The sequence below is a fragment of the Ostreiculturibacter nitratireducens genome, from assembly GCF_032670585.1.
GTDB classification, from domain to species: Bacteria; Pseudomonadota; Alphaproteobacteria; order Rhodobacterales; family Rhodobacteraceae; genus Ostreiculturibacter; species Ostreiculturibacter nitratireducens.
Genome location: NZ_JAVQHL010000001.1, coordinates 157,650 through 172,740, shown reverse-complemented (window position 1 = coordinate 172,740; position 15,091 = coordinate 157,650). Strand labels below are relative to the sequence as shown.

11 protein-coding genes and 1 pseudogene are annotated in these 15,091 nt (G+C 65.5%); 5 read left to right on the top strand and 7 right to left on the bottom strand.

Going from position 1 to position 15,091, the window contains the following annotated elements; genetic code table 11:
• Positions 1-60: 60 nt before the first annotated feature.
• From ABCN56_RS00820 to ABCN56_RS00810, 3 genes are all read left to right on the top strand, one after another.
• The gene (locus tag ABCN56_RS00820; protein ID WP_343080083.1) at positions 61-390 is read left to right on the top strand and encodes a DMT family transporter; all 330 of its coding nucleotides are present in this window, start codon (positions 61-63) and stop codon (positions 388-390) included.
• A 74-nt stretch (positions 391-464) separates the two neighbouring features.
• On the top strand, positions 465-2,282 hold the full coding sequence (typA, locus tag ABCN56_RS00815; RefSeq protein ID WP_343078877.1) for a translational GTPase TypA: 1,818 nt from the start codon (positions 465-467) through the stop codon (positions 2,280-2,282).
• 207 nt (positions 2,283-2,489) lie between these two features.
• Positions 2,490-3,218 carry a DUF6639 family protein gene (locus ABCN56_RS00810; RefSeq protein ID WP_343078876.1) on the top strand — a complete coding sequence of 243 codons (729 nt, stop codon included), beginning with the start codon at positions 2,490-2,492 and terminating at the stop codon, positions 3,216-3,218.
• 95 nt (positions 3,219-3,313) lie between these two features.
• Here the strand turns inward: ABCN56_RS00810 and ABCN56_RS00805 are convergent, their stop codons facing one another.
• The 3 genes from ABCN56_RS00805 to recA all read right to left on the bottom strand — a co-directional run bounded on the left by ABCN56_RS00805 (position 3,314) and on the right by recA (position 7,753).
• The gene (locus ABCN56_RS00805; RefSeq protein ID WP_343078875.1) at positions 3,314-3,607 is read right to left on the bottom strand and encodes a DUF1330 domain-containing protein; all 294 of its coding nucleotides are present in this window, start codon (positions 3,605-3,607) and stop codon (positions 3,314-3,316) included.
• Positions 3,604-6,267, bottom strand: a complete 2,664-nt coding sequence (gene alaS, locus ABCN56_RS00800) for an alanine--tRNA ligase (RefSeq protein ID WP_343078874.1) — start codon at positions 6,265-6,267, stop codon at positions 3,604-3,606. The genes ABCN56_RS00805 and alaS overlap by 4 nt, the downstream gene beginning before the upstream one ends.
• A gap of 412 nt (positions 6,268-6,679) precedes the next feature.
• The gene (gene recA, locus ABCN56_RS00795; RefSeq protein WP_343078873.1) at positions 6,680-7,753 is read right to left on the bottom strand and encodes a recombinase RecA; all 1,074 of its coding nucleotides are present in this window, start codon (positions 7,751-7,753) and stop codon (positions 6,680-6,682) included.
• Positions 7,754-8,004: 251 nt separating this feature from the next.
• Here recA and ABCN56_RS00790 point away from each other — a divergent pair, with 251 nt between their 5' ends.
• The gene (locus ABCN56_RS00790; protein WP_343078872.1) at positions 8,005-8,604 is read left to right on the top strand and encodes a hypothetical protein; all 600 of its coding nucleotides are present in this window, start codon (positions 8,005-8,007) and stop codon (positions 8,602-8,604) included.
• 42 nt (positions 8,605-8,646) lie between these two features.
• Here ABCN56_RS00790 and ABCN56_RS00785 read toward each other — a convergent pair.
• Positions 8,647-10,814: pseudogene (locus ABCN56_RS00785) on the bottom strand (hybrid sensor histidine kinase/response regulator).
• Between ABCN56_RS00785 and ABCN56_RS00780 the strand changes: the two are divergent.
• Complete coding sequence (locus tag ABCN56_RS00780) at positions 10,707-10,937, top strand: hypothetical protein (RefSeq protein ID WP_343080133.1); 231 nt, start codon at positions 10,707-10,709, stop codon at positions 10,935-10,937. The pseudogene ABCN56_RS00785 and the gene ABCN56_RS00780 sit on opposite strands and share 108 nt — an antisense overlap.
• Before the next feature lie 206 nt (positions 10,938-11,143).
• Here the strand turns inward: ABCN56_RS00780 and ABCN56_RS00775 are convergent, their stop codons facing one another.
• From ABCN56_RS00775 to ABCN56_RS00765, 3 genes are all read right to left on the bottom strand, one after another.
• Positions 11,144-12,340 carry an RsmB/NOP family class I SAM-dependent RNA methyltransferase gene (locus ABCN56_RS00775; RefSeq protein WP_343078871.1) on the bottom strand — a complete coding sequence of 399 codons (1,197 nt, stop codon included), beginning with the start codon at positions 12,338-12,340 and terminating at the stop codon, positions 11,144-11,146.
• Between the two features lie 158 nt (positions 12,341-12,498).
• A complete protein-coding gene (gene guaB, locus ABCN56_RS00770; protein ID WP_343078870.1) occupies positions 12,499-13,947 on the bottom strand; it encodes an IMP dehydrogenase in 1,449 nt (482 codons plus the stop codon).
• Between the two features lie 103 nt (positions 13,948-14,050).
• Positions 14,051-15,013, bottom strand: coding sequence for a TDT family transporter (locus tag ABCN56_RS00765; protein WP_343078869.1), 963 nt, complete (start codon positions 15,011-15,013; stop codon positions 14,051-14,053).
• Positions 15,014-15,091 lie beyond the last annotated feature (78 nt).

Here is a 15,091-nt window from a genome sequence, read left to right as displayed (position 1 = left end):
GTCAGAAAGGTTATGGAGGGGCGGGACATGTTCCCGCCCCTTCTTTTATGGAGCAGCCCGATGCACTGGCTTTACCTCTCCGTCGCGATCCTGTTCGAAACGATCGGAACCAGCGCGCTTCAGGCAAGCCAGCAGTTCACGCGCGTCGGACCGTCGGTGCTGGTCCTCGTGTCCTACGCGCTGGCGTTCTACTTCCTGTCCCTGGTCCTGCGCTTCATGCCGGTGGGCATCGTCTATGCGATCTGGTCGGGGCTCGGCATCTGCTTCATCGCGGCGATCGGCTGGGTCATGTTCGGCCAGCGTCTCGACCTGCCCGCGGTGGTCGGCATGGGGCTGATCATGGCCGGGATCCTCGTGATCAACATTTATTCACGTTCCGCCATGCATTGACGAAGGCTCTGGCCTTTCCGCGCCGGGTCCTGTATGGCCGCGCCAACCTCGGACAATCAAAGGCTACCTTTACGATGGAGCTCCGCAACATCGCCATCATCGCGCACGTTGACCATGGCAAGACGACCTTGGTCGACGAACTCCTGAAACAGTCTGGCGCCTTCCGCGAAGGCCAGGCCGTGGCGGAGCGCGCGATGGATTCGAATGACATCGAGCGCGAGCGCGGGATCACCATCCTTGCCAAGTGCACTTCCGTCGAATGGAAGGACGCGCGCATCAACATCGTGGACACCCCCGGCCACGCCGACTTCGGCGGCGAGGTCGAACGCATCCTGAACATGGTGGATGGCGTGGTGCTTTTGGTCGACGCGGCCGAAGGCCCGATGCCGCAGACCAAGTTCGTCACCTCGAAGGCGCTGGCGCTGGGCCTCCGGCCCATCGTCGTCCTGAACAAGGTCGACAAGCCGGACGCTGAACCCGACCGCGCGCTGAACGAGGTCTTCGACCTCTTCGCGAACCTCGGCGCCACGGACGAACAGCTCGACTTTCCGCACCTCTACGCCTCCGGCCGCGCCGGCTGGGCGGACGAGGACCTCGACGGGCCGCGCAAGGACCTGTCGGCACTCTTCGACCTCGTCATGCGCCACGTTCCCGCCCCGCGCCAGACCGCCGCGGTCGACCAGCCGTTCCGGATGCTCGCCACGACGCTCTCTGCGGACCCGTTCATCGGCCGCATCCTCACGGGTCGCGTCGAATCCGGCCGCCTGAAGGTCGGCGACTCGATCAAGGCGCTCAGCCGCAAGGGCGAGCGGATCGAGCAGTTCCGCGTGACGAAGATCCTCGCCTTCCGCGGGCTCGCGCAGACGCCAATCGACATGGCCGAAGCGGGCGACATCGTGACCGTCGCCGGGATGACCAAGGCCACCGTGGCCGACACGCTCTGTGACCTGTCGCTCGACGTGCCGCTGCCCGCGCAGCCGATCGACCCGCCGACGATCTCCGTCACCTTCGGCATCAACGACTCGCCGCTGGCGGGCCGCGATGGCAACAAGGTCCAGTCCCGCGTCATCCGCGAGCGGTTGATGAAGGAGGCTGAGTCCAACGTCGCGATCAAGGTCGAGGACACGCCCGGCGGCGAGGCCTTCATCGTCTCCGGACGCGGCGAACTCCAGATGGGCGTCCTGATCGAAAACATGCGCCGCGAGGGCTTCGAGCTTTCGATCTCCCGCCCCCGCGTGATCATGCGCGAGGAAAACGGCGAGAAGCTCGAACCGATCGAGGAAGTCATCATCGACGTGGACGACGAGTTCACCGGCGCCGTGATCGACAAGCTGACCGGTGAGCGCAAGGGCGACCTCGTCGAGATGAAGCCGGCGGGCGTCGGCAAGACGCGGATCGTCGCCCACGTGCCCTCTCGCGGCCTCATCGGCTATCACGGCCAGTTCCTGACCGACACGCGCGGCACGGGCGTGCTGAACCGGATCTTCCACGGCTGGGCACCCTACAAGGGGCAGATCCAGGGCCGGCGCCAGGGAGTCCTGATCTCGATGGAGAACGGCGTTTCGGTGGCCTATGCCCTGTGGAACCTGGAAGAACGTGGCAAGATGTTCATCGGCGCGCAGGAACAGGTCTACGAGGGCATGATCATCGGCGAGCACAGCCGCGACAACGACCTCGAAGTGAACCCCCTGAAGGGCAAGAAGCTCACCAACATCCGCGCCGCGGGTTCCGACGAAGCTGTCCGACTCACACCGCCGGTGCGCATGAGCCTCGAGGAAGCCATCGCCTATATCGACGACGATGAACTCGTCGAGGTCACGCCGAAGAACATCCGGCTGCGGAAGCGTCACCTCGACCCGCACGAGCGGAAGCGTCAGGCCAAGGCGGGCTGAACCGGAGGCGGGCTCTCCCGCCCCGGCCGGCGCGGGCTTTCGCCCGCTTGTCCGGTCTTCGGCGCAGCGCGCGGGCCAAGGCCCGCGCGAAACTGCGCCGGTGAACTGGTGCGCCATGTCGCTTCCCCCTGTTTGACAGGCGTCAGGGCTCCACCTTAAGCTGGCGTCTCTTTGTCGGCCTCCGGGCCCGACCGACGTCAGGATCGGATGCGCGCCTTTCTAGACCTTGCTGCGCCTGTGCCACGCTGGCTCCTCGCCGTCCTGGCGACTTCTTGCTGCATTTCCCTGGAGCCACACCGGGGCGCCGCAGACCCTCTGGCCTGTCCGAACCCGCTGATATCCGTGGAAACCGATGACCCGGAACTGACACCAGGCGTCTGCGCCATCGCCGAGGCCGCGCGGCCCCAGCTTGCGCAATGCGGATTGGTTCAGACCGTTCCGCTCGTGATCGAGGTCGTCCGAAAGCCGGCGATCCTGATAGGCGGGGACGTGGCCTGCCTTGGAACCTATGACTGTGAACGGACCAGGATCACGCTCATCCATCCAGACACCATCGAAGAGGCGCTCGGTCCGGACAATCCGTTCGCGGTGATCCCCCGGGCCGACCTCTTCGCCAGCCTCGTCGTGCATGAACTGAGCCACGCGCTCGTGGATCAGAAACCTGAAGTGACTCAGCTGAACCGTGCCGCACAGGAATACGTCGCATACGCGATGCAGCTCGAGGCGATGCCACCGGCCGTTCGCCAGCGGCTTCTCGACGCGATCCCTTCAAGCGGCCCGGTCGAACTCGTCGAACTGAACGTCGTCCTGGCCCTGGGCGCGCCCCAGGTCTTCTCCGTCAAGGCCTGGCGCCATTTCTCGACGCCCGGCAATGGCTGCGACTTCGTGGAGAAACTCTTGAGCGGCGAGGTTTCGCTCGTCCTCGACCCGATCTGAGCGGACCTCGCAAGCGAGGCCCGCGACGCCGAAGCGCGCGGCGCCCCTTTCTGGTCAACAGAGGTAAGAAACGGCGGGACGGTGCCCGCCGCCACTCACGCCGTTGGTGTTTCCTCGACGACCATCAGGTCGCGTTCGGAAGCGCCTTTCGCATGCGCCAGGGCCGCCTGGTATTCCGGGCTGTTATAGCATTCCACCGCCGCCTCGAGCGACGGAAAGCGCGCGACGACGTTGCGCGGACGCTCGTTGCCCTCAAGCTGGACGAAGCGCCCGCCACGGGCCAGGAACACGCCGCCGTGCTTGGCGATGGCCGGGCCGGCGAGTTCGGCGTATTTGCCGTATGCCTCGGCGTCCAGAACCTTCACATGGGCGATCCAAAGTGCACTCATTTTGCGCCTCCGATGACAGCCTCAACGGCCTCGATCGCGGCATCGGCCCTTGAGGCATCCGCCCCGCCCGCCTGAGCGAGGTCTGGCCGGCCCCCGCCACCCTTGCCGCCAAGGGCTTCGGCCGCAGCACGCGCCATGTCGACCGCGGAAAGCCGCGCCGTCAGGTCCTGCGTGACGCCGGCCGCCACGGCAGCCTTGCCGCCCGTATCCGCGACGATCAGCACCGCACCTGATCCGACTCGGGCCTTCAGTTCATCGACAAGCGCCGGAAGATCCCTGCCGGACACGCCGGAAACGACCTGAGGAATGAACTTCACCCCGTTGATTTCCTTGGCTTCCGGGCCCTTCCCGCCGCCACCGCCCATGGCGAGTTCGCGTCGAAGCTGAGCAACCTCGTTCGCGAGCGACTTGCGTTCGTCAAGGAGCGCCTTGACCCGCTCGGCCACCTCGCCCGGCTGAGCCTTGAGCTGCGAGGCGACATCCGAAAGCCTCCGCTCCTGCGTCCGCAGATGCTGGATCGCCGCCTCGCCGGTCAGCGCCTCGATCCGCCGGACGCCCGCCGAGGACGCGCTGTCGCCGAGAAGCGCGAAGGCGCCGATGTCGCCGGTCCGGCGAACATGCGTGCCGCCGCAAAGCTCGATCGAATAGGTGCCGCTATCGGTGCCCTTGCCGGAATTGCTGAGGTGCCCCATCGACACGACGCGGACCTCGTCGCCATACTTCTCGCCGAAGAGAGCCTGAGCGCCAAGCGCGCGGGCGTCGTCCGGGGTCATGATCCGGGTCTCGACGGCCGTGTTCTGGCGGATGAACTCGTTCACCTCGTCTTCGACCGCAACCAGTTCACCATCCGTCAGCGCCTTGGCATGGCTGAAGTCGAAGCGCAGGCGGTCCTCCGCGTTGAGCGAGCCCTTCTGCGCGACGTGTTCACCCAGAGTGCGCCGCAGCGCCTCGTGCAGGAGGTGCGTGGCCGAGTGGTTCGCCCGGATGGCCCCGCGGCGGTGGTGATCCACCTCCAGCTTCGCGGGCTGGCCACGAAGGACGTCGCCCTCCGTCACCTCCGCGAAGTGGATATAGACGCCGGCGGTCTTTTTCGTGTCGGTGATATGCGCAACGCCAGTATCCGTCCGGATCCAGCCCGCGTCACCCACCTGGCCACCCGCCTCGGCGTAGAACGGCGTCTGGTTGACGACGATCTGCACCTTCGTGCCGGTCGTGGCCGACCCGATCTCGGCGCCGCCATCGACAAGAGCGACGATCTGGCCCTCGGCTGTCTCGGTGTCGTAGCCCAGGAACTCCGTCACGCCGTGTTTCTCGGCCAGGTCGTACCAGATCGCGGCGTCCTTGGTTTCGCCCGAACCGGCCCAGCTGGCACGCGCCTTGGCCTTCTGTTCGGCCATCGCCGCGTCGAAACCCGCGATGTCGACCGCCCGGCCCTTTTCGCGCAGGGCGTCCTGCGTGAGGTCGAGCGGGAAACCGTAGGTGTCATAGAGCTTGAAGGCCGCCGCGCCCGGAAGGGGCTGACCCTCGCCAAGCTTCGAAAGCTCGTCGTCGAGAAGCCTCAGGCCGCGGTCCAGCGTCTGCTTGAAGCGCGTTTCCTCGTGCTTCAGCGTCTCTTCGATCAGCGCCTGGGCGCGCGGAAGCTCGGGATACGCTGCCCCCATCTGCCGCACGAGTGCCGGCACGAGGCGGTACATGACAGGATCGGCCGCCCCTAGCATATGCGCATGGCGCATCGCGCGGCGCATGATCCGGCGAAGGACGTAGCCTCGCCCCTCGTTCGACGGCATCACGCCGTCCGCGATCAGGAACGAGGTGGAACGCAGGTGGTCCGCGATCACGCGGTGGTGGACCTTGCCCTCGCCGTCCGGGTCCGTCGACGTCGCGTTCGCCGAGGCCTCGATCAGGCTCCGCATCAGGTCGGTGTCATAGTTGTCGTGCTTGCACTGGAGGAGCGCGCCAATCCGTTCGAGCCCCATGCCCGTGTCGATCGAGGGGTTCGGAAGGCCCTTGCGCGAGCCGTCCTCGAACTGCTCGAACTGCATGAAGACGAGGTTCCAGATCTCGATGAAACGGTCGCCGTCTTCCTCGGCGCTGCCGGGCGGGCCGCCCCAGATGTGGTCGCCGTGATCGTAGAAGATCTCCGTGCAGGGGCCGCAGGGTCCCGTCGGCCCCATCATCCAGAAGTTGTCGTTCGTCGGGATGCGGATGATCCGGTCGTCCGTCAGCCCCGCGACCTTCTTCCAGATGTTCGCGGCCTCGTCGTCGGTGTGATAGACCGTGACAAGCAGACGTTCCTTGGCGATCCCGAAGTCCTTCGTCAGGAGCTCCCAGGCGAAGGGGATCGCATCCTCCTTGAAGTAATCGCCGAAGGAGAAATTCCCCAGCATTTCGAAGAAGGTGTGGTGGCGCGCGGTGTAGCCGACGTTGTCGAGGTCGTTGTGCTTGCCGCCCGCGCGAACGCATTTTTGCGCCGTGGTGGCGCGGGTGTAGTCGCGGTGCTCAACCCCCGTGAAGAGGTTCTTGAACTGCACCATGCCCGAATTCGCGAACATGAGCGTCGGGTCGTTGCGCGGCACGAGCGGCGACGAAGGCACGACGCGGTGGCCGTTCTTCTCGAAGTAGTTGAGGAAGGTCGAGCGGATATCGTTCAGGCTGGGCATCTCGGGGCCTCTCGCGGGCGCAGAAACTTTGTCGCACCCGTTTATCTGTCGTCTCGTTCACTGTCCAGCAAGAGGCTGGGTCGAAATGCGATCCATGAAGTGGCCCGAAGTGCCCCCGGATCCTTGCAGGACCAACAGGCTTCACGCCGCCGATCCCATTGGAAACCTCTGCCAGCCGGGACATGAGACACGGCATCCGTTCTCGCACCTGTTCGCGCGCCCACTCCGGGGGCGTCGTCTGGCGTCATCAGTTACGGCCGCAAACGTTCGCGCTCGGGCGGTTGGTCTTCGACTCGCCTTGAACGGACAGGCCCGCGTCCGCAGGCCAACCGAAATCACCCGCGTCGGCTAGAACACAAGCGGCCGAGGAACATCCCCGGCCGTTCGAGGTTTTCCTGGATCGAGACGGGGCTTAGCCCTCCATCACCTCTCCACCGGCGTCCTCGTCCGATGCCCCGAAGTCGAGGCCGTGGCTCGCGCGGATCTTGTCTTCGATCGTGAAGGCGACGTCCGGATTGTCCTTGAGGAACTGCTTGGCGTTCTCGCGCCCCTGACCGATCCGCTCGTCGCCGAAGGAATACCAGGCGCCCGACTTGTCCACGACACCGGCCTTGACGCCGAGGTCGATCAGTTCGCCGGTCTTGGAAATCCCTTCGCCGTACATGATGTCGAACTCCACCTGCTTGAAGGGCGGCGCGACCTTGTTCTTGACCACCTTCACGCGCGTCGTGTTGCCCACGACCTCGTCGCGGTCCTTGATGGCGCCGATCCGGCGGATGTCGAGGCGAACGGAGGAATAGAACTTCAGCGCGTTGCCCCCGGTCGTCGTCTCGGGGTTGCCGAACATGACGCCGATCTTCATCCGGATCTGGTTGATGAAGATGACCATGCAGTTCGAGCGCGCGATCGAGCCGGTCAGCTTCCGCATCGCCTGGCTCATAAGCCGTGCCTGCGCGCCAACCTGGGCCTCGCCCATATCGCCTTCAAGTTCCGACTTCGGCGTCAGCGCCGCGACCGAGTCGACCACCACGAGGCTCACCGCACCCGAGCGAACGAGCGTATCCACGATTTCGAGAGCCTGCTCGCCGGTATCCGGCTGCGAGATCAGGAGTTCATCTAGGTTGACGCCGACCTTACGGGCGTAGAGCGGGTCCAGCGCGTGTTCGGCATCGACGAAAGCGCAGACGCCGCCCTTCTTCTGTTCCTCGGCCACGACGTGCAGGGTGAGCGTCGTCTTGCCCGAGCTTTCCGGACCGTAGATCTCGACGATCCGCCCTTTGGGCAGACCACCGATTCCCAGCGCGATGTCGAGACCAAGCGATCCGGTCGAGGTCGCCTCGATCGCTTCCACGGGGTTGTCGCCGCCAAGCCGCATGATCGAACCCTTGCCGAACTGCCGTTCGATCTGGGCCAGCGCGGAATCGAGCGCCTTCTGCTTGTCGGCCGTGCGCTTGTCGTTCATGTCGAGTAGGTTCGCGATTGCCATGATTTGGTCCCTTATTCCATACCCTGTCCGGCACGGCAATCGCCGCCCGATGCTTGCCATTTGTTCGCCTCTTGTTCTCGTTCTTATGAGGACAAAAAGAGAACATTTCAACCAAAATCTTCCGGGTTTCACTTTTCGGCAGGATGGTTAAAGAACCATTGACGGGCTTCGCGCGCGTGGCGGCGTGATGGCGACATGATGTTGCGACGCCGCGCCAGAGAAGCCGGGAATGTATTCGAAATCAGGTAGATATGCTGATCTTCTGGAAAGAACGTCTGGTCTTCCTCGCCAACACCCGGTGCGGTTCGACCTCGATCGAGTCGGCCCTCGAATCGCTCGCCCATGTCGCCGTGCAGCGCCCCCCGCCACTCAAGCACACCTCCGCGTCCGCCTTCCGCCGCTTCCTGGCCCCCTATCTTGAATTGGCAGCCGGCGAGGCGTTCACCACCGTTGCGCTGATGCGAGAGCCCACCGACTGGCTGGGCAGCTGGTATCGCCATCGCCAGCGCGCAGACCTTCCGCTTGGGGAGCCCAGCACGGATGGCATGGCCTATCCGGACTTCGTCACTTCCTTTCTTTCAGACTCTCCGCCCCCCGTAGCCCGGCTCGAAAGCCAGGCGGAGTTCCTCTCCGGCCCTGACGGCGGACCGCTCGTCGACCGTATCTTCAGATATGAGGACCTTGGCGGCTTCCTGGCTTTCCTCGAGGAACGCCTCGACTGCGAAATCACGCTGCCGCGGGACAACGTGGCGCCTTCAGCGTCCACGGAGCTAACGCAGGAGCTTTCAGCGCGCCTGAGGGAGCGTTTCGCGCCGGATTACGTAATCTACGACGCGCTGACGCCGCGCTGATCCGAAGGTCCGCCGGGGCGCGGCCCGGGCGACCGGTCGCAATCAGTGTATCTGGGCCTGCACGGTCGCCGTGAGTTCGTTCAGCGAAAAGGGTTTAGGCAGGAAGACCGAATTCGGAATGCGTCCCTGATTTCCGTGAAAACTCTCTTCGGCATAGCCGGAGACGAAGACGACCCGCGTGTTCGGACGCGCTTTCAACGCCTCGCGGACCCAGGTGGGACCATCCATGCCGGGCATTATCACGTCCGTGACGAAGACATCCACCGCAAGGCTTCTGTCCTCGAGCATATGAAGCGCCTCTTCGGCGTTCTCCGCCTCGATGACCGTGTAGCCGCGCATTCTGAGCGCTCTGCTGGCGAAAGCTCGCACCGGGGCCTCGTCCTCGACCAGCAGCACGACCCCCTCCCCCTTGCGGCCACTGGCGCCGAGCCTGGGCAGAGGAGGCTGTTCATGCTGCACATCGTTCTCGACGGCCGCCCCGCAATGGGCAGGGAAGTAGAGTGTGAAGGTCGTTCCGGTTCCCTGAACGCTATCCACGAAGATGAACCCGCCCGTCTGCTTGACGATGCCGTAGGCCGTCGAAAGACCGAGGCCCGTGCCTTCTCCCGGCCTCTTTGTCGTGAAGAAAGGCTCGAAGATCTTCGGGAGTTTGTCCGGCGCGATCCCGAGTCCCTCGTCGATCACACGGACGACCACGTATTCACCCACGGGGACTGCGGCGCGGTCCCGGCTGAGTTTCTCGTGGAGGACGGCCGTCTCGGTCTCGATCCGGATCTCGCCGCCGTCAGGCATCGCGTCGCGCGCATTGACAACGAGGTTCATCAGAACCTGCTCGAGTTGCCGCTTGTCCGCCCGGATCGGCCTCAGCGCGGGATCGTGTCTCAAGGTCAGCCGCACCTTCTCACCCACGAGTCGGTTCAGAAGGTGGGTCAGATCGGAAAGCGTGTCGCGCAGGTCCAGTACGGCGGGCTTCAGCGTCTGCTTGCGCGAAAAGGCGAGAAGCTGACCGACAAGCCCCGCCGCACGGTTTGCGTTCTGGCTGATCTGGGTGAGGTCGGCGTAGTCCGGGTCCCCCTTGTCGTGCCTAAGCAGAAGCAGATCGCAATGCCCCGAGATGGCCGTCAGGAGATTGTTGAAATCATGCGCCACTCCGCCCGCCAGCTGGCCGATCGCCTGCATTTTCTGGCTCTGCACGAATTGCGCCTCAAGCGTCTTCAATTGCGTTGCATCCGACAGGACAGCGATCAGCCCCGCCCGGCCATTCTCCGCGACGCGCGACAGCGACACCTGCAGGAAGACCTCCTTGTCCGGGTGGGAAGCGCGCAGAACCTCGGGCTTCCCCTCCCCTCGGCCCGCGAGAGCATCGGCAAGCCAGTCAGACACCGGCCGCCCGAGTCCTTCCAGAAGTTCGTGAAGCGCGGTTCCCTCGGACACATCGCCGACGAGATCGCGGGCCGCCCGGTTCACGTCCAGTACACGCCCTCCTGAGGAAAGCCGCATCATCGCTACCGGAAGCGCCTCGAAGGCAGTGGGATCGGCAGCCTGGACGCGCGCACTCGAAACTCCCGGCAGCAAGTAGATCTCGCGCCGCCGGCCCACAACGGCAACCTCGGCCACGAGCGCCCGCAGCGGTCCGTCCGCGGTCAGGATTTCGTGTTCATCGCCCGGCCGCAGCGGCAGGTCGGCGAAAACGCGGTCGAGCGTCTTCACCCTTTCGCCCACGAGTTCCCGGAGCGCCTCGTTCATGAACAGGATCGTGCCAGACTTCGACACTGTCATCATCGGCAGGCTGATCGCTTCGGTACCGCGCCAGCCCGCCGGACGTTCCACCATTTCCTCGAGCCGCCAGAGAAAGCCGGAATCGTCGATCCGGTGCACCGACAGGCGGACATGCCCCCGGCGCGTGACGACATCCTCCCGCGCCGCTCCATGCAGATCTGCCTTGTTCTGCAGCCGGAAAAGCACGGCGGAGGGATTGGCGAAGATCTCGGCCAAGGCGCGGGTGAGCGTCTGCCCCCTCGGGAGCCAAAGCGTTCAAGCGCGGCGCGGTTCTGATAGCCGACCTCCCCGTCGGCATCTGTCGTGAAGCTCGGCGAGGCGTCGTGGGCAATGAAGGCGGCGATCTGTTCGTGCAGAGCGGCCTTCTGGGCCTGGTCACGCACGGTCAACCAGCGCGTGATCCCCGCCAGCGCCGCCAGCGAACCGGCCACGCAGGCAACGACGAGAGCCGCCATCGGCTGCGGGATCAGGAAAACGACCGGAATGAACGCCACCGCCGCGCCGAGCAGATAGATGTTCCCCGGCCCGATGCTCTGTGCGGTGCGCGTTATTGACTGCTGAGACAACACCGGATTGGACACACTGACGACCCCTTTCAGACTTCTCCTGCCTATTCGCACGACAAACCCTTAAATGCAGGTTAACCGCAGATCTGGCACAACCTTGGATTGTTTGAGGCCGAAATTCTGCACGCGTCAAGCGGCTACCGGAGCCGTACGCTCCAGTCAGGTCGCAACGCTGCGGGATCGGTGAAGAATTCTCAGCGGCGCTTCAGAAGCGCCATGTAGAACCCGTCGCCACCGTCGAGCGGGGTCAGCCGCCTTTCGTTCACGCATTCCCAACCGGTGTCATGAGCGAGGAAGGCTCGTATCTGCGCGCCGTTCTCTTCCTCGAGAAGCGAGCACGTCGTGTAGGCCAGATGGCCGCCCACGGTGACATGGTCCTTGACGGTGTCCAGTATCTCGCGCTGCGTCCGGACAAGTTCCTCCAGCCTTCGTGGCGTGAAGGTCCATTTCGCCTCGGGCGCGCGCCGCCAGGTGCCGGAGCCGGAACAGGGCACGTCGATGAGGATCAGGTCGAAGGGGGCCGCCTGCGCAACCTCGGTCGTCCTGAGGATCGTCGTCTTAACGCCGGCGCGTTCTGCGCGCGCGGGAAGATCGCGCATCCTTTGCGGTGCGACATCGTGAACGTAGTATCGCGCCTTGCACCGCCCTGCCATCGCGAGTGTCTTTCCGCCCCCGCCCGCGCAATAGTCGAGCACCCGCTGGCCGGCTGCGAGCGGGAGCATTTCGACAACGGCCTGGCTCGCCGCGTCCTGAAGCTCCACGAGCCCGTCCCGGTAAGCGGCGGAGTTTCGGATGCGCTGCGGGTTCCCAACGACCTCCAGAGCCGTCGAGGCGAGAGGATGCGGCTCGGTCAGGATGCCCTCGGCCTCGAGCGCGGCCTGCGCCGCGGCAAGGTCCGTCAGCGCAAGGTTCACGCGAAGGAAGACCGGCGCGCGGGAACGCATCGCGGACATGACCTCGGCGAAGTCCCCTCCCAAGGCCGCGCGGAGCGGCGCCTCAAGCCAATCGGGACAGTCGAGCGCCACGAGTTCTGGCAAGTCGTCATGGGAAGGCAAGTCAGGCAGGGTCGCCCGCTCCGCCTCCGAAAGCGCCGCGGGCGCGTAGTTCTGCCCCGTGAACGCGGCGGCCGGGTCCTCGTCTGCCGCACGAAGCGCCCCGATCATCAGTTGCCGCCCGGTGCCCGCCGCTCCAGCCTCCGCACCTCCCATGGCCGCGAAGGAGCGCCGGCAGCGCAGAGCGTCGTAGACGTGGTCACGGATCGCCGCCCGGTCGCCCGAACCCGCGAACCGGTTCCTGCGCGCCCAGGACGTCAGCGCCTGCTCGGCGTGCGCACCCGCAAGGATCGCGTCGAGAATCTCGATCGCCGTGGCTATGCGGGCTGCGGGTGTCATATGCGTCTAATCCGCCCGTAATTTGGGTGAAGAAGGCCCCCGAAGCCGTTCAAACCGCAGCAAAATCCGGACCCCACTTCGCGTGCGCGTGCGGCGCCCCTCGCATTGCGCGACAGGACGCCGCCTCGCCAGTTTCATGAGCGCAGCGCCTGCGCCGGTCACATCACCCGGTAGTTCGGGCTTTCCCGCGTGATCTGAACGTCGTGGACGTGGCTTTCCTTGAGCCCCGCGCCGGTGATCTTCACGAAGCGGCAGTTCTTGCGCATCTCGGCCACGGTCGCGCAGCCGGTATAGCCCATTGCCGCGCGAAGACCGCCGACCAGTTGGTGGATCACCGCCGCTGCCGTTCCCTTGTAGGGCACTTGCCCCTCGATCCCCTCGGGGACGAGCTTGTCCGATGCCGCGTCCTTCTGGAAGTAACGGTCGGCCGAGCCCCGCGCCATCGCGCCAAGCGAACCCATGCCACGATAGGACTTGTAGCTGCGGCCCTGGTAGAGGATCACCTCGCCCGGGCTCTCTTCCGTCCCGGCGATGGCCGATCCGACCATGGCGCAGGAGGCGCCCGCCGCGATCGCCTTGGCGAAGTCGCCCGAATACTTGATCCCGCCGTCCGCGATCACCGGGATGTCCCCGGCGGCGCCCGCCGCGTCCATGATCGCCGTCAGCTGCGGAACGCCCACGCCGGCAACGATCCGCGTGGTGCAGATGGAACCCGGCCCGATCCCGACTTTCACCGCGTCCGCGCCCGAGTCGATCAGCGCCCGCGTCGCCTCCGCCGTCGCAACGTTCCCCGCGACGACCTGCACGGCATTGGACAGCGCCTTGATCCGCTCCACGGCCTTGGCGACGCCCTCGGAGTGCCCGTGGGCGGTATCTACCACGACGAGGTCCACGCCAGCCTCGATCAGCGCCTGGCTCCGTTCGTAGCCCGCATCGCCGACGGTCGTCGCCGCAGCGACGCGAAGGCGGCCCAGTTCGTCCTTGCACGCGTTCGGGTTAAGGACAGCCTTCTCGGTGTCCTTGAGCGTCAGAAGTCCCGTGAGCTTCCCCTTGCCGTCCGTCACGAGAAGCTTCTCGATCCGCCGCGCCCGCATCAGGCTCTTCGCCTGTTCGAGGTCCGCAGGCTCCGTCAGCACCGCCAGGTTGTCGGAGGTCATCATCACCTTGACCGGCGTCTTGTCGTCCGACGCGAAGCGCATGTCGCGGTTCGTGACGATCCCGACGAGCCGGCCTTGGCTGTCAACAACGGGGAAGCCGGTCACGTTGAAGCGGTCCTGCAGCGCCTTCGCGTCCGCCAGCGTCTGTTCCGGCGTCAGCGTGATCGGGTTGTAGACGACGCCGCTTTCGAACCGCTTGACGCGGCTCACCTCGGCCGCCTGCTCCTCCACGGTCAGGTTGCGGTGGATCACGCCGATCCCCCCGGCCTGCGCCATTGCGATCGCCATACGCGACTCGGTCACCGTGTCCATCGCCGAGGACAGAAGCGGGATGTTCATGCGGATCGACTTCGTCACGAAGGTCGAAGTATCGGCCGTAGATGGCAGCACGCTGGATGCCGCCGGCACAAGAAGCACATCGTCGAAGGTGAGCGCCTCGCGAATCTCCATGGGGTCTCTCCTCGGGAGTCGTCGTTTGGCGCTTCCCTGTTTCACGCGCGCGCGCCGGATGCAAGCCCCTTATCCCGGAAGGACGCCTTTCAACCGCTGCGGATCAGGCGGTCGCGGCGTTGGTCTTGGCCGCGAGCACACCCTTGGCCCAAAGCTGCAGCACGCGCGCGGCGATCCAGGGCACGAACGGCGTGGCCGCGATCAGCGCGATCCCGCCCGGCACGCTCCAGACTCCCCCGATTGCGATCCAGAGAGACGAGGTGGCGGCCAACGGGAAGGTGAACGCCCCCCAGAGCGGAGAGAAGCCAGCGGCGGTGATCCAGCGGAGGCCGATGATCAGAAGCGCCAGCATCACGGCCGCGATCACGGCGAATATCTGGGCCACGTTCTCAAAACCGACACCCAGCGCCACGACACCTAGCATCGCCGCCGGCGCAAGATGGATCGATAGAAGCGGGCGCAGGGGCGCCGGTGGCGGCGCCGTTCGCAACTGCCTGGCCCCGATTGCCCAGATCAAGACGGCAATGAAGCCTGTCACCCAAAGGACCGCCCAGGCCAGCGCGGTTTCACCTACCGCAGGCGCCGTAAGACCCGCGAGAATGAATCCGACGAAGTTCAGATGCCAGACGGGCGTAACACGCCGCTGCTCCGCTGGTCCCGTCGCGAAGACCCGGATCAGAACGACAAGCATCGCGGCGTGAACCACAACCGCCACCCAGAGAAGCGACCGCGCCAGCCCGGGACCATAGGGCAGAGCGACCGCGGCCACGAGGTAGAGACAGAGCACCATCGCCCCCACCCCGGCGCGCCCCGGAAGAACGCGAAGATCCTCCGCCAAGACCGCAGGACGGCGAAGGAATTTCGCCAGGTAGGCCAGAAGGCAGAACAGGTAGAGAGCCGTGACCGCGCCGAGGATCGCTTCGGCAAATCCGTCCGGCAGGCCAAAGGAATTGACACCCCGACGCCAGGCGAGGCCAAGGCCGAAGAGGCCCATGATCGGCGGGAAGACCGCGGGCGGCGTCCGCCGCCACAATCCCGGTGCGCCAGCCCCTGCCATCACCGCCATGGGAACCTCCTTCGACGTTTCTGTCCCGCGCGGCCGGCGGCCATGCCGCCGTGCCCGTCCGGGGGAACCTCGCACAAA